Raw genomic sequence first — 18,572 nt, 5'->3', positions numbered from 1 at the left:
TTTTTACAGTACTATCTTTGTAATACTTTTAAAATACCAATATTTAAATAGAATGAGAAATGATAGCTGTACTTTTTGAAGTATTACCTAAGGAAGAACAGAAACAAGAGTACTTAGAAATTGCATCGAAATTAAGACCAATGTTGGAGGAAATGGAAGGTTTTATATCTATTGAACGATTTCAGAGTTTACAAAATCCAAAGAAGATGCTTTCACTTTCTTATTGGAAAGACGAAAAGTCCATAGAAACTTGGAGAAAGAATATACTGCATCGAGAAGAGCAAGCAGCTGGAAAAAATTCTATTTTCTCAAAGTATACAATTCGAGTAGGGCAAATCATTCGAGAATATACCAATGAGAGCAGAAAAGAAGCCCCTGAGGATAGTAATAGGTATCATCAATAGAAAAATATTTTGACACAATTATGGTATTCATTCCATAATTGTGTCATTTTTTTAGTTAAGAATTTAATACTAACTCTATGGATTTAACATTGTGTAGTTGTTGTTATCTAAAAATTAACCAATTAAGATTTATTATATAAAGTTGAGATTGCAAACTGACGCCCGTCATTTTTAATACTTTATAAGCCTTCTACTTTTACGACGCTTTGAACAGGGAATCTGGTGAGAATCCAGAACTGTACCCGCAACTGTAAAAGCTCAAAATGCTTGAATTACAAAGCCATTGTTTAAACGAGAAGGCAATTCAGGAAAAGAGCAAAGTCAGGAGACCTACTTAGCGTAAATAAAAAAGGATGAAACTTCGGGAGTTAAGTATCATATTATTGCCACACGGGCAAGTTATGCCTATAGTATTCCTAGAAGTTCATCACGCATACTAAAATTTTAAAATGATGAACAAACAATCCACATTCTTCAATCAAATCCTTTTATGTACTCTTCTTTTATTCGCAGGCTGTACTTCAAAAGATGACGTAGAACTAAATATTTTTACAGTTTCGTTTGAAACAAACGGAGGGACTGAAATTCAGGCACAAGAGATCATTAAAGGCGATAAAGTAAAAGAACCAATCAATCCAGAACTTGCAGGACACGAATTTCTTCATTGGACAAAAGACAATGAAAAATATGATTTTGAAGTAGAGGTAGAAAGTGATTTTACATTAACAGCTCAATGGGAAAAAATCAAGGTGACGTATAGTGTTTCTTTTGATAATGGAAATGAGATGACTAAAGTTACAGTAGAGGAAGCTCAAAGCGTCACATCTCCAGAAACTCCCACAAAAGAAGGTTTTGTATTTGACGGTTGGTATTTAGAGGATCAATTATTTGACTTTGAAAGTATAGTCACTCAAGATTTAGTCTTAAAAGCGAAGTGGGTAAGCCTTTATGAAACGGTAAATCTAAATGATGGAACACTGACAACTGAAAATTCTTTTTGGTGGGGTAAAGGAGGAAATTATTTTGAGACCTTCAATGAAATGGACTGTTATGACGAGAAAATTATTGATGGGAAAGTGAAAATTAGTAATCTTAACTTCTTGGATATGATGACTATCGTTGGATTGGGATTGTCGAACTACGATGCTTCATCGGTTGATCCTGATAACTATCCCGCAAATCAATTGGACGTTCAATATGCAGCATATCCTGCACCGGTCAAAGATGGAGAGCAATATATTGTAATGTATAAAGCACCGAAATCTTTTGGACCAACATGGAATCCAGATAGTTTATCTTTTGTAGAACCTGTACAAGTGCATACAATCTCTTTCACCAATAACGCTTACGGTTATTTAAGCATGACAAAAGGAGATTATATCGCCAAAAAATTTGAAGAAGGGGACTGGTTTAAAATTATTGTAAAAGGATGGGATGTGAATGGGCAAGAAACTGGAACCATTGAAGTTTTCTTAGCCGAAGGGGAAGATATTTTAGATACATGGAAGAAAGTAGATTTATCTTCGCTTGGAGTGATTCAAAAACTAACGTTTGATATGGCTTCTTCTGACCCCGCAGATAGACCACAAGGTGATTTTAAGACACCTATGTATTTTTGTATGAAAGATATTAGTCTCTTCAAGAACCTATCAGCTGAGGTAGAATAGCATTAAAAAGATTTTAGCCTATTTTACAATTAAGGTCTGAAAGTTGTGTTTTTTTTGAAGTACTTCTTTCAGGCTTTTTTATTGAAGGGAATTATAAGTATTTTAATATTCAATCCACTAACTTTGAAACCAAAATACCATTACACTATCGATTGATAATAATAGTTTCTATTCAAACTCAAACAATCTAGAAAATGAAAAACAAACAAATCATTCTCACTTTTCTATCAATTATAATTCTTATTGCAGCCTGTAATGATATCAATAATGACTCAACTCAAAACGAAGCTATAAGTTCGAAAGAGAAGTGGCTTCATTTTCATCATATTACAGCAGATGTGTTTGATGTAAAAGGAACCTCATTACAAATCAAACCAAGAGAAGTGAGATATGGATTATTTGAGGAGCAAGAAAGAATGTTTTCTAGAACTTTTATGTATTCCCCTGATTCTACTTATTATGTAGATATGGATAGTTATGGATTGGAAATTTATGAAAGTGAAGATGGAAGCTTAGAATACCTAGGGAGAGAGATTGATATAAAGGTTCAATTAGTAAATGTTTTAACATCGGATTCTTCAGCGATTGAATTGATGATGTGTGGTACAACATGTTTCCCTGAAGAGGCATATTGGGAAAATAATACAACGGTTTCAATTTTAGGTTTATCTACTGATACTGCTGAAAAAGTATACCCTACTATTTGGACTTATGATTTGACAAATGGAGCATTTGTCAAATACATTTCTGAAAGTGAAGTCATACCAAATGATGAAAACTATTTCGAAAAACATAGATTAAACAAGATACTCTCTCATGCAATGTAGATTGAAAATAGAGCAAAAATGATCAAAAGCATTTCCAGTATTGAAGAGCTGTACCAGTTTATTGGTTTAAACAGAACACCAATTGATAAGGGCTTCGATGTTTTTACGCATGAGGAGACTTATCCTGGGACCCATAAAATGGTTTCTGCTCATCGGCGTAATTTTTATTCTATCATTTTTTTGGAAACTCAGCAAGATGGTGAAATGCACATTGATCAAAATGTACATTCAAGTCAACGCGATATATTGTTTTTCCAATCTCCTCAGCATGTTTTTAGTTTTGTAAGAGGTGAGGCCATGAAAGGTTTTCTGATTTTCTTTACTCCTGAAATTTTATTACCACATGTATCTGATATTGTGTCAGAGTTTTCTTTTTTTAGTACGCTTCAAAATAATCTTGTACATCTCAATAGAGAAGAAAAAAAGGAAATAGTTACTCTTTTTAAACTCATTTTGAAAGAGAAGGAAAATGATAAACTAGTAAAATACTTGTTATTGTCTTTATTAGAAAAAAGCAAAACTATTTTTAGTAAACAGATCGATAGCATAGAGAAAACATCTGAGCAACAATTTGTTGGAAAATTTAAGCGTTTAGTGGAGAATAATTTTATCGAACAAAAGTCAGTAACCTTTTATGCCGAACAACTCAATTTAACTGCAAACTATCTGAATGATAAAATAAAAGGTTATACAGGTTCAAATGCAAAAGAACATATTACCAATAGAATTCTTTTGGAAGCTAAAAACATGTTGACCTATACAGATATGGATATTGCAGAAGTAAGTTATACTCTTCAATTTAGTCAGCCTTCTTATTTTGGTCGCTTTTTTAGAAAACATACCAATATTACTCCTAAAGCATATAGAGAGAATCGGTAAAAAGTGACAGCACTTCCTTTTTTTGTATTACTCCTTATGGCCTTTTGTAGGGTACTTTTGTATTGTCAAATAAATATAAAATAGAGCCATGAAAGCAGTTCAAATCACTGAAACAGGAGGTGCAGAAGTGTTAACCCTCAAAGAAGTCAATCGACCTACACCAAAAGCAGGTCAAGTTTTAATAAAAGTACATACCGCCCCGGTTAACTTTATCGATACGATTATCAGGGAAGGTAATATGCCTCCTGGTATGATGCCAAATTTGCCGTTTATACCAGGAGTAGAAGGTGCTGGTATTATTGAAGATGCAAATAATACAGGACTTGAAAAGGGGAGTAAGGTAGCTTTTCTTGGGGTAATAGGTTCTTCAGTTTATGCAGAATATGCCTTAGTAGATGCGGATAAATTGGTCGTTTTAAATGATGATATCGATTTATTGAAAGCAGCCGTTTTACCAGTGAATTATTTTACGGCTTATCATATGCTTAAAAATGTAGCAAGAGTTGAAGAAGGGAAAACTGCTTTGATCTATGCTGCTTCAGGTGGAGTAGGAACGGCATTAGTACAAATTTCAAAGCTTTTCAAACTTAACATTATTGCCTTAGAGCGTAAAGAAGAGAAAGTTCAGAATGCTTTAAATAGGGGGGCAAATTATGCGTTCAATACCTCCGATGATAACTGGAAACAAAAAGTAAAGGAAGCAATAGGAGAAAATAGTATTGATTATGTGTTCAATCCAGTGGTAGGCAATTCAGTGAAAGATGATCTAGAGTTATTAGCACCATTAGGACATATCGTCATTTTTGGCTTTTTGGCAGGGTTTGGAGATTTCTCTTTAATGGAAGAGAGTATTAAACATTTCGGAAAGGCTCCAACTATTTCTTTTTCTGAATTATATGCGACTTATCATCATCAATATGAATTAGTAGAAAGTGGTTTAAAAGAATTATTCCAATGGTTAGAAGAGGGTAAGATTAATCCAATTTATGAAACAATGCCATTGGATGAGGTGAAGGCAGCTCATGAAAAATTACAAGCTGGTAAAGTGAAAGGAAAACTACTATTGACAGTTTAAAAATCATCAAATATTAGGTCAGTGGCGTAAATTGGGATCAAGTGTTTCTATTATTTGGGAACCTTGATCCTTTTTTATTTTATTTCTTTTTTGAGGGGTAATTATATGAAATTCAGACTTTGAATGCAGGAGGTAATTAACTATTTTAGAAAGCAAAATTTAGTGCCAAGGCAAGAATTAAATATGATCTATTTATGGCTTAGTACTTATTAGATAAATGTGTGCCCTGTTTTTGTGCTACCATTCGGTAGGATTAAAAAATCGACCTGCAGAATTCAGCTTTAATAATTACATTTTCGATTACCTAATTATTTTACAGATGAAACTATTGTCAATTACTATATTACTATTCACCATTTTTGAAAATATACTAATAGAAACCAATGATGATTTATCAAACAAACTCATCAAAGAAATAAGAAGTGCAAATCTCAATCATGAATTTGGTCAAGACGACTTTTTCCGCATTGATCATCTTTTGAAAGATTACCCTATTTCAAACGGTTTAAGACTTTTGAGAAATAGTCCAGATTACAAAAACTCAATTTGTATTTTTTTAAATTCTCCTAATGAGAATAAAAGAGCATTTGCATATCGATTGATTGGTGTGGCTAAAGATCATAATTTTGATGATGTTTTAATTGAAAGACTCCATTCTGATGAATCTTCTCTGCTTAAAACTTGTTGTGCGACTACTTTAATGACAAATGAAGTTCAAGAGGCTTCCGATGATTTATTTCAACTTTTGTCATCATCATCCAGCGGTTTACCCCTAGATATTTTGATTGATAGATATGTAGAATATGATACAAATGCTGTCAAAAAATCTTGTTGGAAGTACATGCATTCCACTTCCAGAAGCGAACAGATAATGTCAATCCAGATTTTAGCGAATTTTGGGTGTGATCAACAATTGCAATCTAAATTAATCGATTTTTTAGAGGAGTGGGAAGATGAATATAAAGGTTGGGTGATTTCTTCAATAGCTCTCCAAAAAATGACTCAATTAAAACCAATGCTGTCTAAGTATTACGAAATTGAATACTTAAAAGGAATAATTATTGAAGCATTAGAGATTAGTCCTTCAAAAGAAGATAATATTTATGCTCAGGAGCTGAAAAGGCTGAATTGATGTATTCTCCAAAGAAGGATAAAAAGATTACTTAAAGATGTAATACAAAAACTTTGATTTGAAATGAAAAAACTATTATCTCTCCTTCAATTGATTTTAATATCCAATTTCTTATTGGCTCAAAGTCCAACCTCTTTGACGTTCCAAGCAATAGATTCACCTGATGGATCGAAGTATAACAAAGTGACTGAACTAGTTTTTAAAAAAAACAAAAAAGGTAATTATGAAGCTTATGATTACACTATAAAAGGTGAAAAAGAAGAACGATTGAAATTAGAGGAAGGTCTTATTATTTCTCAATCTCTAGTAGAGAGAATGCTCTTAACCAAAAGAACCAAAGAGTATTATTGGACTGATTTAGAAAAAGGAAATCAACAATGGGACAAGGAATTAATGACAAGAGAAATAACTACCCATCATCCAATTTTAATTGATTCTATAAAGTTCTGTAATAAATGGGATGCTCTCTCATTGAAAGGGGAGTGGATTGGGAGTCAAAGTATTATTATAAAAGCGGATACAACTGTCATTTTTGAATACGGTTATGGAGACCGTAAAAATAGAACATTTGATTTAGAAGGTTACCTTTTAACTTACCCTTTATTCAATGAACAATTGTCATGTATTATTTCAACAGAAAGGTTTGGTTTTACATTTACAAGTTTGATCAGTATTTTAGAATATTACAATAAAACACTAGAATGTGAAGAGTACTATTACGCTGAATTTATGAAGGAAAACCCTAAACGTACAAGAGCTGAAAATAGAATGAGAATAGGGTGGGACTTTCACCAATATTTAAGTCAAAGAGAAAAGAAATAAGAGAATTGAGAATGTATTTGCCAAGAATTGAATCAACATACCGTATTGGGAAATATCAAATCTGATTGTGTTGATATTATTTAGTTGTCATCTGCTTCCTTGGTATATTCAAGAGGTATATGTAGAGTTTATCAAAAGATAAAGGAGAGTAAACAACAAATGAGTTTGTTTCTGAAAAAGAATATCAGATCTCAACAGTAATTAAGCGATAAAGAATAAAATTCCTGTTTTAGGTATACACTCTATTAAAATTCTAAATTGAATTGTTTAAATTAATTCTTCATTTTTCTATTTTGGTTGATATAATCCCAATTCAAAAATGGGTTTATCATTATTTACAATAACAGAGTTGCTAATGAATACAATGAAAATATTCCTTTTTGTAGTCACATTCATCATGATAGGATTTTCTTGTGCAAAAAACGATGTAAATTCAAATACAATTGAAATTACGGGTGTCATCAAAGAGCAAGGAGTTACTACTTACCAATATGGCACTCATACCTTATCTGGGTATGCATTGAGAAGTAGTTCAGTAAATCTAGATAATTATATTGATCAGGAGGTGACAATTGTTGGGCAAAAAGTAGAAGGGTACCCTGTAGATGGAGGGCCTGATTATATAGAAGTTGAAAAAGTAAAGTAGATAAAAAAACATCTCTAATGTTTGATTTTACCACACATTAGAGATGTTTTTTGTTGAATTATAATTCCAATTCAATCGAAGGATCCCAATAAATCTGATCCATATTTTGAATTTTATTGTCTATGACAACAATACCTTCTTCTTCCAAACGAACTTGCATGGGATTTTTTACATCGAAATGATGTTTTCCTGTAAGTAACCCTTGTTTATTGACTACTCGATGAGCAGGAACAGTATCGTCTCCGTGAGAAGCATTCATAGCCCAACCCACCATACGTGCACTTCCTTTTCTACCCAAATAAGCACCTATAGCACCATAAGAAGTGACTCTCCCAGGAGGGATGAGGCGTACAACCTCCCAAACATCTTGGAAGAAAGATGATTTGTCTTTATTCTCTTTTTGGGGCATTATTTTCTATGATTCGATTGTAAGTAGTGGTATAGATCTTTTGACCATACATTTTTATTCTTGATAAAACCTCTTCTCCATTTTCAGAAGCAATTCCTTGGTAATCAATATTAAGTTCTTGAGTTTTAATTTTTAAGAGATCTTCAATCAAAAGAAGGTTCTTCTTAGTGTTTTGAGAAAGTGATTTTAATTCAGCTACACTTGCTTCAGCAGCTGATTTAGCGGTTTGTTCTAACTCTATTTCTTGTTTTAAAAGATCATTGGTTAGGAGTTTTGTGGCTGTTGCTTCAATGGAATCAACCTCAGCATCAAAAGCATTGGTATTGATTTCATCAAAAGAAATTTTCTCTTGCGTCAACTTCTCCTTTAGATTTTCGCTGTATCGGTTAGATAGTTCAACGCATTGTTCTTTCTCATAAATATTCATTACAGTCCATGATTTCCCCATATAGCACTCCCACATTAAAGTGTCTTTGGGGTTCAACATAAATTGTTCAATGACATTTTCTTTGTTCTTTAAATCTTGAGCAGTACTAATGAATGGTATAATTAAGAAAATTAGATAAAATGTGATTTTTAGTTTCATATGAAAAAAATATTGTATCATTCTGACTAAGTCCATTAATAAATTTAATTTGAGCATAGGTAAGAGCCTACTTAATGGTATATACGTACTTATCAAGAAATTGAACTATTTTTAGTAATAATAAGGCAGTAATTCCAACAAAATAAATGATCAACTGATTTTATTACGGACTTCATCCAATAATATTAAAAAAGTAATCGTTATAGTTTACAATCAAAAATTTGACCATTATATTCATCTTATTATCATACACATTCTTAATTTTTATATGCCTAAGCAAGATTTGATCGGAATTTGCGAAATGTGTGAAAAAAAGAAAGAATTAACCTTTCACCATCTTATTCCCAAAAGTACGCACAAGAACAAATGGTTTAAGAAAAATTTCACAAAAGAAGAAATGACCTTAAGTGGCATAAATATTTGTAGAAAATGCCATAACTTTATACATCATTCATATTCAGAAAAAGAATTGGGAAGGAACTTTAACACCAAAGAGAAAATTCTTTCTGATGAGAAGATTAGTAAATTTGTCGAATGGGCAAGAAAACATTGATTATGAAATACCTCTTTCTGTTTACTTTTTTTATCTATTCCTTTCACTCTTTTGGACAAGATCAATTACCTACAAAACCAAAATCTATTTTAGAATTAGGCGTAGGGTTGGGGTCTTATAAAGGTGATTTATCTCCAAGTTTTTCAAAAGTAAATGGTGGTTTTAACCTTGGGCTAATAATGAGAGCTCAAAAAAGGTTGAATTTAAAATTGGATGTAAGTTATTTATATCTTCAAGGGCAGAAATTAAATGATCCCAACGTGCTTCCACCACTAGAACCACCTTTTCCAAATAACTTTTTTCAATCTCATACCTTAAATACCAGTTTGTCTTTGATGTTTAACTTGATAAATAGTAAACACTTTAAACTGTATGTAGCTCAAGGAGTAGGGTTGTTTTATTTCAATCCATTGGATGAAGAAGGCACAGAATTAATAGAAAACTTCAAAGATGAAACGAATGGCGTCTTTGAAACCAGAAATAAAAATGAGACTTATTCAAATTTTGCAATGTCCTTACCTACAAGAGTAGGAATGACTTATTATTTTGATAATAACTTTGGGTTTGGTTTAAGTGCCACATTTGTCAATCCATTTACAGATTACCTCGATAATATTTCAGAATTGGGGACAGTTAACGGGAATGATCAAGCAATGTCAATTAATTTCTCCTGCTTTATACCGTTGTCTTATGGAAAGCTATCAAGTCCAAAAAAAGAGAATTAATGCACGAAAACATTAATTCTCCTTTATCATTTATTTGTCAAGATTGGACAATTGATCAAGTTCAATTTTTCTGTAAAAGCAAGATTTACGTGTGATTCCCTTACTGTTTTTAGTATGACAAGCTCCATTACCCACCATCTTGACTTTGTAAATAAGTGAATCTTGGTCGCAATCTGTCAAAATTTCAACGATTTCCAAATAATCACCAGAAGTGAGTCCTTTTGTCCAAAGCTCATCTCTAGAAGTACTCCAAAAAGTAGCCTTGCCTAACTCTATTGTTTTTTGTAATGCCAATTCGTTAGCCCACCCTTGCATCAGGATTTCCATATTTTCAACTTCTTGAACTATAACTGGAACGAAACCACCTCTTTTTTCAAATTGTATATCAATAGCGGTTCCTTCTTCTAAATCTTTTTTATTCATTTGGTTTATTTTGTAGTGTAAAAAATTGCTTAGGTTGTTTTTGCCTGAAAAATATTAATCCTAAATCATAGAGGTCAACTGAAATGCCAACACTAGGATGCTCGCAGATTTCATTCCATGCTTTTTTCATTCCTTTGGACCAGTAAATATCATCAAAGATGAACAAAGAATTTTCATGAATATGAGGAAGACATTGTTCAAAGTATTTCATTGTGGGCTTGTATTTATGATTTGCATCAAAATAGACCACATCCACTTTACCAAAATCGTCTAATATTGGCTGAAGCTGATTGTCTATATTTCCTTCAATCAACTTAATATTTACCCCCTTCAATTTTTTGAAATTTTCTTTTGCAATGGAAGCAATCGTACTACTTCCTTCAATGGTAACAGTTTGTATGTCTTTGCTATAAGTGGATAAATACAAAGTAGAAATACCAAAAGAAGTACCTAGTTCTAAAATCTTTTTGTATTTGTATTTTCCTATGATTTCAAACAGCAATGCACCCTCCCTAGGTGAACATAAAGAAGAGGAAGCAATTTTAGAGATTTTTCTATTTTTTTGCTTGATGACTTTTGAACCTGCCCCTAAATCTTCTACTTCTATTTTTTTATTATTGTTCAAAAGTTGCTCACGGATATTTTCAATTTCATCAAAAATATAATACCACTTTTCAGGTGCAATCACCTGCGTATAAAGCTCATATACAAATGGAGAGTGTAATCCATGAGCATTACCTGCTATAAATTTATATTTTATAAAGTCTAAAACCTGCATATACCTGTCTGTTTTTGTCTCCCTTAAAAACAGTTTCTTTTGCTTGAAGCTTGTAATTTAATTACGAATACTATTGAATTATTTTACTCTTATGTTTTCAAGGAAGTAATCGCAAATTAATCATAATAAATAGTATTAGATAATTTTGATCGTAGACTTATAGTTAAATATTCCACAGTTTACATTATCTTTGCGCGGAATTCATGCTTTTTAGCATGCAAAAATAGACAAAGAATTAATCTTCTGAAATAAGATATAGATCCATGGGATTAAAATGTGGTATTGTTGGTTTACCAAACGTAGGAAAATCAACGTTATTTAATGCTTTAACAAGCGCTGAAAATGCTGAGTCAGCAAACTTTCCATTCTGTACAATTGACCCTAACGTAGGTGTTGTAGTGGTTCCAGACCCAAGAATCAAAGTTCTTGAGCAATTGGTAAACCCTCAAAAAACATTACCTACAGTAATTGAGTTCGTTGATATTGCAGGTTTGGTAAAGGGAGCAAGTAAGGGTGAAGGTTTAGGAAATAAATTCTTAGCCAATATCCGTGAAGTAGATGCTATTATCCATGTAGTTAGATGCTTTGATGATCCAAATATTGTTCACGTTTCAGGTAAAGTAGACCCAGAGGAAGATAAAGCTGTAATTGATATGGAACTTCAGTTGAAAGACTTGGAGTCTGTAGAGAAAAAATTACAGAAAAACACTAAAATGGCAAAGACGGGTAATGCTGAAGCGAAGAAAATCGTAGCAGCATTAGAGAAGTTCCAAGCACATTTAGAAAGTGGTGAAAACGCTCGTTCTATTGATGCCACTGAAGAGGAATGGGAAGTAGTTTCAGATTTAATGCTTTTAACAGCAAAACCTGTTATCTACTTAGCAAATGTAGACGAAGAGGGAATTCATGAGGATAATGACCTCGTGAATAATATGAAAGCCATTGCTGAAAAAGAAAATGCACAATTAATCAAAGTTTGTGCAGCGATTGAAGAGCAAATTGCAGGCTTAGATGATGAAGACGAAAAAGCAATGTTCTTAGAAGAGTATGGCTTAACTGAATCAGGTCTAGATCGTTTAATTAGAGCTTCTTACGCATTATTAGATCTAATCACTTACTTTACAGCAGGTGAGAAAGAAGTAAGGGCATGGACAATCCGTAAGGGATGGAAAGCACCACAAGCAGCAGGTGTAATCCATACTGACTTTGAAAAAGGATTTATTAGAGCAGAGGTAATTCATTATGCTGATTATGTTGAATACAAATCAGAGTTAGCTTGCAAAGAAGCTGGTAAATTACAAGTTGAAGGTAAAGAATATACAGTTGAAGACGGTGATGTAATGCACTTCAGATTCAACGTATAATTAATAATATACAATAAAGACCCACTATTGGAGTAAAAACCTGATAGTGGGTTTTGTTTTGTCTGAGTACTTATACAGCAACTACCATTTCAAAAATGGAACGGTAATAGTATTAAAAGTAATTTTAGATTGAGTAATTAAAGTGAAAAAACTTATAATTCTCTTTAGTGTTGTAATCGCACTATTGTCTTTTATATTTTTTAATATAACTTTTAGAAAAAGAGTAGACTATAATGTGCATGGAATTGACATTTCCCATTATCAAAAAGATGTCGATTTCAAAGAAGTGGTCAATGATGGCTTTTCCTTTGTGTTTATGAAGGCTACGGAGGGGAAACATATTAAAGATCATCATTTTGATAAAAATTGGAAAGCAGCACATCAAGAGGGGATTATAAAGTCAGCTTATCATTTTTACAGACCAAAAGTGGACCCTTATGCACAAGTAGATTGGTTTGTAAAGCATGTGAAATTGGGGAAAGGTGATCTGCCGCCGGTTTTGGATGTTGAAACGTTTGATGGTGTTCCAATTGATACCATTAGAGAAAATGTAAGTATTTGGTTAAACTTAATTGAAAAGAAATACGGTATTAGGCCAATCATTTATACCAATCATTCTTTTTATCACGATGTTTTCTATAATCGCAAAGCATTTGAGAAATATCCTATTTGGATTGCTGCTTATGGGAAAGTTTTCAAGCCTATTTTGAAAGATGAAAGGAAGGATTGGAGTATGTGGCAATACACTGATAGAGGGAATTCACGTGGAATTGAAGGAGATGTAGATCTTAATGTTTTTCATGGGACCATTGAAGATTTAAAGCGAATGTGCATTCCAGGTAAGTATGAGGTCGAGGATTTGAAAATTCATATTCCGAAGTCATTGCCAAAAGTTGGGTATAGTAAGTAAAAAAAATATAATTTATTCGATTTACATCTATTTACTTTGTAATTTTGGCACCTAAGCGAAAAAGATAGAATTTATTTATATGGATAGTGTTCAAACGAAAAAGAGTAAACCAACAGTACTCTATGTAGATGATGAACAACAAAATTTAGTTTCTTTTAGAGCTGGATTCAGAAAGGTATATAAAGTGCTGATAGCGAATAGTGGAGATGAAGCCTTAGAAATCCTAAAAGAAGAACATCAAAATATTAGCGTAGTCATTTCAGATCAGCGTATGCCTAAAATGACGGGTGTAGAACTTTTTGAGAACGTCAGAGAGTTGTACCCTGATATCATGCGTATTGTTTTGACAGGTTACAGTGATGTTCAAGATATTATCAATGCCATTAGTAAAGGTGAAGTATACCGATACATTACAAAACCTTGGAATAGAGACGAGTTAATGGTAACGATTGATAACGCCATTGAAGCTTATAATCTTAAAGTTGAAAATAGAAGGTTATTCTACTCACTTCAAGAAGCCAATGAAAAATTGGAAGAAAAAGTGAAAAGTAGAACGAAAGCACTTCAAGTTCAAAATGAGGAACTGATTGAGTTAGATGGTGAGAAAAACCATTTGATCGGTATTGTTGCTCATGATTTAAAAAGTCCATTAAGTCAAATTGATGGATTGATTGAATTGATGAAGTTCGATATGGAAACATTCAGCTCTGAGCAGAAAGAATATATTTCCATGATTCAGGATTCTATCAAAAAGCAAGAAGAACTAATTACTCAAATATTAGATCTAAATGCTTTAGAATCTCAAGCCTCAAACTTGACTATTCGACCTCTTGATATATCAAAGCTAGTAAAAGAAGGGGTAGAACGCTTTGAGCTAACAGCTCAGAAAAAAGAGATCACGATTGAGGTGGATGCAGGAGAGAATTTATATGCAAATGTTGATGAAACTTATTTTGGACAAATATTACAAAACTTGGTTTCCAATGCAGTAAAGTTCAGTCCTAAGGGTAAAAAGATCAGTGTTTTTATCCAAGAGGTAGAAGATAATTTAGAGGTTCATATTAAAGATGAAGGACCTGGGTTGAATGAGAACGATATGAAAAAGTTATTCGGTCGATTCCAAAAATTATCAGCAAGACCTACTGGTGGAGAACATAGTACAGGGCTCGGTCTTTCTATCGTAAAGAAAATGGTGGAAGATATGAATGGTACTGTTTCTTGTGAGTCTACTTATGGAGAAGGAGCTGATTTTATTGTAGCATTCAAAAAAGTGAATGAAAATTAAAACTTTCATCACACATATAGGTTAGTTTAATAACAGTAGAATCTTTACTAAACAATATGATTTAGTAAAGATTCGTTTTTTATAGAGATTAATCCACCTTTGATGTATTGAGGTGGGGCATTTACTACATAACGACAAATGAAAAAAGGGGTATTACTAGTCAATTTGGGAACACCTGATAGCAATAATACAGGTGATGTAAGAAAGTATTTAAGAGAATTTCTAATGGACGAAAGGGTGATTGATATTCCTTTCTATAAAAGATGGCCATTAGTCAACTTAATTATTGCTCCTTTTAGAGCTCCAAAATCAGCTGCTGAATATAAAAAAGTATGGACGGAAAATGGTTCACCTTTGCTTTTTTATGGAATTGAATGTAAGAAGTTACTTCAAGAAAGACTAGGAGAGGGCTATCATGTAGCTTTGGGGATGAGATATCAAAACCCTTCGATTGAAAGTGCCTTAAATGAGTTGAGAAAGAATGATATCTCTGAAATTGTTGTTGTTCCTTTATTCCCACAATACGCATCTGCTACTACAGGTTCTGTAGCTCAAAAAGTAATGGAATTAACACAGAACTGGCAGGTCATTCCAGATGTGAGTTATGTACAACATTATCACCGTCATCCATTATATATTAAGACGTTTGCTGATATTGGAAATAAGTATTTACGTTCCCATGATTATGATCACGTAATTTTTAGTTTTCACGGTCTACCTGAGCGTCAAATTATCAAGGCCGGTATCAAAACATGTTGTAAACTAAGAGGTGAAGGAGGGAAATGTGTTCGCAAAAGTTACCCTAAAAATACCTTTTGCTACCGTTCAGCCTGCTTTGAAACAGCTGATCTAATAGCAAAAGAATTAGGTTTACCAGATGATAAATACAGTGTTTGTTTCCAATCTAGGCTAGGAAAAGATCCATGGATTCAGCCTTACACCGAAGATACTATTATCAATCTTACAAAGGAAGGTAAGAAAAGTGTCCTAGCGTTCTCACCAGCATTTGTCGCGGATTGTCTCGAAACAACGGTGGAAGTAGGCGAAGAATATAAGGAAGTATTTGAGGAAAATGGGGGAGAACACTGGCAGTTAGTTGAAAGCCTTAATGATCACCCAATGTGGATAAAGTGTCTAGAAGATTTAGTAAAAGGTAATGAAGCACACGTTCCTGAAATGTTTGATTAGGAAATATTAACCCTTCCAATCGACTTTAACTGATATATCTTTATGTTCTGATTTGAGGGCTAAAATGTGTTTTTTGACATTTTCTAATTGTTCTTCTGAAGAAAGGTCTTCTTCTACTGAATTGATTTCTTGTATTTTATCAATAAAGGATAAATCTTTCAATAATTCTTTAATGATAGATGCATTTTTATCATCTTTCACCGATACAATTAACTGTGTCATAATAATGAGGGATTTGTGAATTTTTTTTGTTAATCTTGAATTTATACGTTGTTTTTTAAACTCTGTTTAATGAAGACAATTATATTTAGTGAATAGACAGTTAAAATTCTTTAAGAAGATCTAATAAATGCCTGATAAACAGAAAATAAGATTGTTGAAGCTTGTCTTGACAATCTATAAAGTTGTTGTTGAGCAAAGGAATGTATGGATCAATAACCTACAGAACTGGTTAGAAAAGCACAATCCTAAGATTGAATTACTATTAGGAACCGCCGCATTATCAACATTAATTTATACTCAGGGCTTTAGCCTAAATAAAGCCGAACTTGTAGAAGTAGTAAAGTATGATAGATGGATTGCCACAACATATGCGATTGTCATTCTAGTAAAGCTCTTCTTTTTAAAAGACAAGAAAATATTCATAAAGGAAAATGCAATAAACCTCCTTTTTATATTTTCTATTCTTGTTATTCTAGTTGTCCGAGTATTCTTTATGGATAACTATCAAGAAGATAACGAACATTGGGGATGGTCAACATATATTGTGGTAGTTCAGGTTATTATGATTGTTGCTAGTTTAGACTCACTAGCCAATAACCGTTCAACATGGTTATTCTTTACTGCAAATAGTACATCAATGATTGTAGGTTCCCTTCTTTTTATTATTGTTATGGGAACGGGATTATTGATGTTACCCGAAGCGACTTTACAACCAATTAATTGGGTCGATGCATTATTTACCTCCACTTCAGCTGTTTGTGTGACAGGGTTAGCTCCATTTAATATCAGCGAAGTATTTACATTCAAAGGACAGTTGATCTTAATGTTCTTGTTCCAGATTGGTGGGTTGGGTATTGTGACGTTGACAACTTTTATAGCCTTAACGATTCAGAAAGGAGTTAAAATTAGAGAAGAGTTTATGATTCAAGATATGGTTGAATCGGACAGTATTAGCTCTTCTGCAGATATTCTAAAGAAGATTTTTTATATCACTTTTACGATTGAACTTATAGGTGCTGTTGCATTGTATATTGCTTGGGGTGATCTAAACCTATCAAATACAGATCGCATCTTTGTTTCCATTTTTCATTCTATCTCTGCTTTCTGTAATGCCGGCTTTTCAAATTTTCCAAATGGATTGCAAGGCAATGAATTTTCTACGGATTGGTTTTCTGGAACAATCATCATGTTGTTGATTATAGTGGGAGGTATTGGTTTCAAGACTTATAGTCAAGTTTTTAAGCGTAAAGAAAAGTTTAAAAGAAATCTCTGTTTACAATCACGTATTTCCATCAATGTAACGCTCTTTTTGATTTTTTTTGGAGCGGTAGGGCTATACATTACTGATTTTAATTTGTGGAATAGTCAATCTACATCGGATTCAATATTTCAGATATTTTTTACTAGTATTACATGTCGTACTGCAGGTTTTTCTGTAGTTGAAGTGGGAGATTTATCTGTAGGAAGTATTATGATGATGATCATGCTGATGTATGTTGGCGGAGCTCCTAACTCAACAGCGGGAGGGATTAAGGTGACGACGGCCTACATTCTTTTGAAATATTTAAAGGCTCAAATAACAGGGCATAATCATGTGCATATAGGATGGAATACCATTGAAGAGTCATCTATACGTAGAGCGGTCATTGTGTTTATGATGTCCATCTTGTTATCTTTCTTTGGTTTATTTTTGCTAGTCATTGCTGAACCTTTATTAGAAACAGAAGATTTATTTTTTGAGTTTTTCTCAGCAATGGGAACGGCAGGGCTTTCCAGAGGAATAACAGCTGAACTTTCAATATTTGGGAAGTTACTGATAGCACTTATTATGTTTTCAGGTAAAATTGGATTATTTACATTAGTGTCATTATTAGGTGAAAATCATGATAACTTTAAATATCGTTATCCTGAAACATCAATTTTAGTTGGTTAAAAATGAAAAAGGTAGAAAAACGATTTGTATTAATTGGAATGGGGGCTTTTGGTATTGAAGTCGCCCTCACCTTAAGGGACAGTGAAGAAGACTTACTAATCATTTTGCATAATGATTTTGAATCTGTAAGAGAATCAAAAGACAGTTTTATCACTTTGAAGAGGTTGAGAGAGATGGGCTTTGAATATCTTTACGAAACAGATACAACTAACCCATTAGCACTAAAAAAACACATTAAGCCTACTGATACTGTTATTTTATCACATGGTAAGAACTTTGAGACAAAATTATTGGCGATAGAGGCATTGAAGGAAATAGGTGTACATGAGATTTTTGCTCGTGCAACTCGAGATATGCATGCCAAAGTTTTGGGTAAAATGGGGATATCGAGAGTGATTTTCCCTGAAAAACAAGAAGGAAAGAGGTTTGCTTTGGAGTTGATGAATAATCAAGTGAAAGCAATGGACGAAGTGGCTCCTGGTGTATACATTGTAGAATTGGATGTTCCGAAAGTGTTTCTAGGTAAGAGTATTAGAACTTTGAAATTTAGAGATAACTATCATGTATCCGTGATCTGTTTGAAAGAGAATTCACAATCAGTACATAAAAAAATAGAGGAACAAGAAGAAAAAGTCTTCATTCAAGACTTTAGGGATATTACACTTTGTGAGAATCATACACTAGTTCTAGCAGGAGCAAAAGAACGCTTGAAGCAGGTAACAGACCTTGTGGATCAATAAAGGT

General features: G+C 32.9%; 21 protein-coding genes and 1 riboswitch. Of the genes, 16 read left to right on the top strand and 5 right to left on the bottom strand.

The window, feature by feature from the left end; all coding sequences use genetic code 11:
* Window positions 1–59: 59 nt before the first annotated feature.
* From PL77_RS01330 to PL77_RS01295, 8 genes are all read left to right on the top strand, one after another.
* Window positions 60–404, top strand: coding sequence for an antibiotic biosynthesis monooxygenase (locus PL77_RS01330; protein ID WP_044200866.1), 345 nt, complete (start codon window positions 60–62; stop codon window positions 402–404).
* 166 nt (window positions 405–570) lie between these two features.
* A riboswitch (cobalamin riboswitch) is annotated at window positions 571–757 on the top strand.
* A 96-nt stretch (window positions 758–853) separates the two neighbouring features.
* Window positions 854–2,071, top strand: a complete 1,218-nt coding sequence (locus PL77_RS30080; protein WP_052444077.1) for a DUF4465 domain-containing protein — start codon at window positions 854–856, stop codon at window positions 2,069–2,071.
* Window positions 2,072–2,265: 194 nt separating this feature from the next.
* Window positions 2,266–2,898 (top strand): hypothetical protein, encoded by a 633-nt coding sequence (locus PL77_RS01320; RefSeq protein ID WP_044200864.1) that lies wholly within the window; start codon window positions 2,266–2,268, stop codon window positions 2,896–2,898.
* Window positions 2,899–2,916: 18 nt separating this feature from the next.
* Window positions 2,917–3,777 (top strand): AraC family transcriptional regulator, encoded by an 861-nt coding sequence (locus tag PL77_RS01315; RefSeq protein ID WP_044200862.1) that lies wholly within the window; start codon window positions 2,917–2,919, stop codon window positions 3,775–3,777.
* Window positions 3,778–3,865: 88 nt separating this feature from the next.
* Window positions 3,866–4,852, top strand: a complete 987-nt coding sequence (locus PL77_RS01310; RefSeq protein ID WP_044200860.1) for a zinc-binding dehydrogenase — start codon at window positions 3,866–3,868, stop codon at window positions 4,850–4,852.
* 319 nt (window positions 4,853–5,171) lie between these two features.
* A complete protein-coding gene (locus PL77_RS01305) occupies window positions 5,172–5,984 on the top strand; it encodes a hypothetical protein (RefSeq protein ID WP_044200858.1) in 813 nt (270 codons plus the stop codon).
* A 63-nt stretch (window positions 5,985–6,047) separates the two neighbouring features.
* A complete protein-coding gene (locus PL77_RS01300) occupies window positions 6,048–6,806 on the top strand; it encodes a hypothetical protein (RefSeq protein ID WP_044200856.1) in 759 nt (252 codons plus the stop codon).
* 355 nt (window positions 6,807–7,161) lie between these two features.
* A complete protein-coding gene (locus PL77_RS01295; protein ID WP_172665785.1) occupies window positions 7,162–7,452 on the top strand; it encodes a hypothetical protein in 291 nt (96 codons plus the stop codon).
* Window positions 7,453–7,510: 58 nt separating this feature from the next.
* On the opposite strand, the gene PL77_RS01290 is transcribed toward PL77_RS01295, so the two are convergent.
* Together PL77_RS01290 and PL77_RS01285 are read right to left on the bottom strand one after the other, a co-directional pair.
* Window positions 7,511–7,861: an MGMT family protein gene (locus PL77_RS01290; protein ID WP_044200852.1), complete on the bottom strand. Its 351-nt coding sequence runs from the start codon at window positions 7,859–7,861 to the stop codon at window positions 7,511–7,513.
* Window positions 7,842–8,447: a hypothetical protein gene (locus tag PL77_RS01285; protein WP_156152204.1), complete on the bottom strand. Its 606-nt coding sequence runs from the start codon at window positions 8,445–8,447 to the stop codon at window positions 7,842–7,844. The genes PL77_RS01290 and PL77_RS01285 overlap by 20 nt, the downstream gene beginning before the upstream one ends.
* 268 nt (window positions 8,448–8,715) lie before the next feature.
* Between PL77_RS01285 and PL77_RS01280 the strand changes: the two genes are divergently transcribed.
* Both PL77_RS01280 and PL77_RS01275 read left to right on the top strand, forming a co-directional pair.
* On the top strand, window positions 8,716–9,000 hold the full coding sequence (locus PL77_RS01280; RefSeq protein WP_044200848.1) for a hypothetical protein: 285 nt from the start codon (window positions 8,716–8,718) through the stop codon (window positions 8,998–9,000).
* Window positions 8,982–9,725, top strand: a complete 744-nt coding sequence (locus tag PL77_RS01275) for an outer membrane beta-barrel protein (RefSeq protein WP_044200846.1) — start codon at window positions 8,982–8,984, stop codon at window positions 9,723–9,725. Before PL77_RS01280 ends, PL77_RS01275 begins: the two co-directional genes overlap by 19 nt.
* A gap of 30 nt (window positions 9,726–9,755) precedes the next feature.
* Here PL77_RS01275 and PL77_RS01270 read toward each other — a convergent pair whose 3' ends face one another.
* Together PL77_RS01270 and PL77_RS01265 are read right to left on the bottom strand one after the other, a co-directional pair.
* Window positions 9,756–10,148 (bottom strand): phosphoribosyl-AMP cyclohydrolase, encoded by a 393-nt coding sequence (locus PL77_RS01270; protein WP_044200844.1) that lies wholly within the window; start codon window positions 10,146–10,148, stop codon window positions 9,756–9,758.
* On the bottom strand, window positions 10,141–10,926 hold the full coding sequence (locus PL77_RS01265; RefSeq protein ID WP_044200842.1) for an O-methyltransferase: 786 nt from the start codon (window positions 10,924–10,926) through the stop codon (window positions 10,141–10,143). Before PL77_RS01265 ends, PL77_RS01270 begins: the two co-directional genes overlap by 8 nt.
* Before the next feature lie 263 nt (window positions 10,927–11,189).
* On the opposite strand from PL77_RS01265, the gene ychF reads away from it, so the two are divergent.
* From ychF to hemH, 4 genes are all read left to right on the top strand, one after another.
* On the top strand, window positions 11,190–12,290 hold the full coding sequence (gene ychF, locus PL77_RS01260; protein WP_044200841.1) for a redox-regulated ATPase YchF: 1,101 nt from the start codon (window positions 11,190–11,192) through the stop codon (window positions 12,288–12,290).
* A 142-nt stretch (window positions 12,291–12,432) separates the two neighbouring features.
* Window positions 12,433–13,200 (top strand): glycoside hydrolase family 25 protein, encoded by a 768-nt coding sequence (locus PL77_RS01255; protein ID WP_172665784.1) that lies wholly within the window; start codon window positions 12,433–12,435, stop codon window positions 13,198–13,200.
* A 79-nt stretch (window positions 13,201–13,279) separates the two neighbouring features.
* Window positions 13,280–14,485, top strand: a complete 1,206-nt coding sequence (locus tag PL77_RS01250) for a hybrid sensor histidine kinase/response regulator (protein WP_044200840.1) — start codon at window positions 13,280–13,282, stop codon at window positions 14,483–14,485.
* 138 nt (window positions 14,486–14,623) lie between these two features.
* Window positions 14,624–15,673, top strand: coding sequence for a ferrochelatase (gene hemH / locus PL77_RS01245; RefSeq protein WP_044200838.1), 1,050 nt, complete (start codon window positions 14,624–14,626; stop codon window positions 15,671–15,673).
* Between the two features lie 6 nt (window positions 15,674–15,679).
* On the opposite strand, the gene PL77_RS01240 is transcribed toward hemH, so the two are convergent.
* Window positions 15,680–15,895 carry a hypothetical protein gene (locus PL77_RS01240; RefSeq protein WP_044200836.1) on the bottom strand — a complete coding sequence of 72 codons (216 nt, stop codon included), beginning with the start codon at window positions 15,893–15,895 and terminating at the stop codon, window positions 15,680–15,682.
* Between the two features lie 127 nt (window positions 15,896–16,022).
* On the opposite strand from PL77_RS01240, the gene PL77_RS01235 reads away from it, so the two are divergent.
* Both PL77_RS01235 and PL77_RS01230 read left to right on the top strand, forming a co-directional pair.
* Window positions 16,023–17,828: a TrkH family potassium uptake protein gene (locus tag PL77_RS01235; RefSeq protein WP_044200834.1), complete on the top strand. Its 1,806-nt coding sequence runs from the start codon at window positions 16,023–16,025 to the stop codon at window positions 17,826–17,828.
* Between the two features lie 2 nt (window positions 17,829–17,830).
* A complete protein-coding gene (locus PL77_RS01230; protein WP_044200832.1) occupies window positions 17,831–18,568 on the top strand; it encodes a TrkA family potassium uptake protein in 738 nt (245 codons plus the stop codon).
* Window positions 18,569–18,572 lie beyond the last annotated feature (4 nt).

This window comes from Flammeovirga sp. OC4 (assembly GCF_000812565.1).
In the GTDB taxonomy this organism is placed as follows: Bacteria; Bacteroidota; Bacteroidia; order Cytophagales; family Flammeovirgaceae; genus Flammeovirga.
This window is presented reverse-complemented; position numbering and strand designations above follow the sequence as displayed.

Bases quoted from the DNA above. Each gene is read 5' to 3' on its own strand.
- PL77_RS01330 (WP_044200866.1), top strand. From the start codon at position 60: ATGATAGCTGTACTTTTTGAAGTATTACCTAAGGAAGAACAGAAACAA.
- PL77_RS30080 (WP_052444077.1), top strand. From the start codon at position 854: ATGATGAACAAACAATCCACATTCTTCAATCAAATCCTTTTATGTACT.
- PL77_RS01320 (WP_044200864.1), top strand. From the start codon at position 2,266: ATGAAAAACAAACAAATCATTCTCACTTTTCTATCAATTATAATTCTT.
- PL77_RS01315 (WP_044200862.1), top strand. From the start codon at position 2,917: ATGATCAAAAGCATTTCCAGTATTGAAGAGCTGTACCAGTTTATTGGT.
- PL77_RS01310 (WP_044200860.1), top strand. From the start codon at position 3,866: ATGAAAGCAGTTCAAATCACTGAAACAGGAGGTGCAGAAGTGTTAACC.
- PL77_RS01305 (WP_044200858.1), top strand. From the start codon at position 5,172: ATGAAACTATTGTCAATTACTATATTACTATTCACCATTTTTGAAAAT.
- PL77_RS01300 (WP_044200856.1), top strand. From the start codon at position 6,048: ATGAAAAAACTATTATCTCTCCTTCAATTGATTTTAATATCCAATTTC.
- PL77_RS01295 (WP_172665785.1), top strand. From the start codon at position 7,162: ATGAATACAATGAAAATATTCCTTTTTGTAGTCACATTCATCATGATA.
- PL77_RS01290 (WP_044200852.1), bottom strand. From the start codon at position 7,861: ATGCCCCAAAAAGAGAATAAAGACAAATCATCTTTCTTCCAAGATGTT.
- PL77_RS01285 (WP_156152204.1), bottom strand. From the start codon at position 8,447: ATGAAACTAAAAATCACATTTTATCTAATTTTCTTAATTATACCATTC.
- PL77_RS01280 (WP_044200848.1), top strand. From the start codon at position 8,716: ATGCCTAAGCAAGATTTGATCGGAATTTGCGAAATGTGTGAAAAAAAG.
- PL77_RS01275 (WP_044200846.1), top strand. From the start codon at position 8,982: ATGGGCAAGAAAACATTGATTATGAAATACCTCTTTCTGTTTACTTTT.
- PL77_RS01270 (WP_044200844.1), bottom strand. From the start codon at position 10,148: ATGAATAAAAAAGATTTAGAAGAAGGAACCGCTATTGATATACAATTT.
- PL77_RS01265 (WP_044200842.1), bottom strand. From the start codon at position 10,926: ATGCAGGTTTTAGACTTTATAAAATATAAATTTATAGCAGGTAATGCT.
- ychF (WP_044200841.1), top strand. From the start codon at position 11,190: ATGGGATTAAAATGTGGTATTGTTGGTTTACCAAACGTAGGAAAATCA.
- PL77_RS01250 (WP_044200840.1), top strand. From the start codon at position 13,280: ATGGATAGTGTTCAAACGAAAAAGAGTAAACCAACAGTACTCTATGTA.
- hemH (WP_044200838.1), top strand. From the start codon at position 14,624: ATGAAAAAAGGGGTATTACTAGTCAATTTGGGAACACCTGATAGCAAT.
- PL77_RS01240 (WP_044200836.1), bottom strand. From the start codon at position 15,895: ATGACACAGTTAATTGTATCGGTGAAAGATGATAAAAATGCATCTATC.
- PL77_RS01235 (WP_044200834.1), top strand. From the start codon at position 16,023: ATGCCTGATAAACAGAAAATAAGATTGTTGAAGCTTGTCTTGACAATC.
- PL77_RS01230 (WP_044200832.1), top strand. From the start codon at position 17,831: ATGAAAAAGGTAGAAAAACGATTTGTATTAATTGGAATGGGGGCTTTT.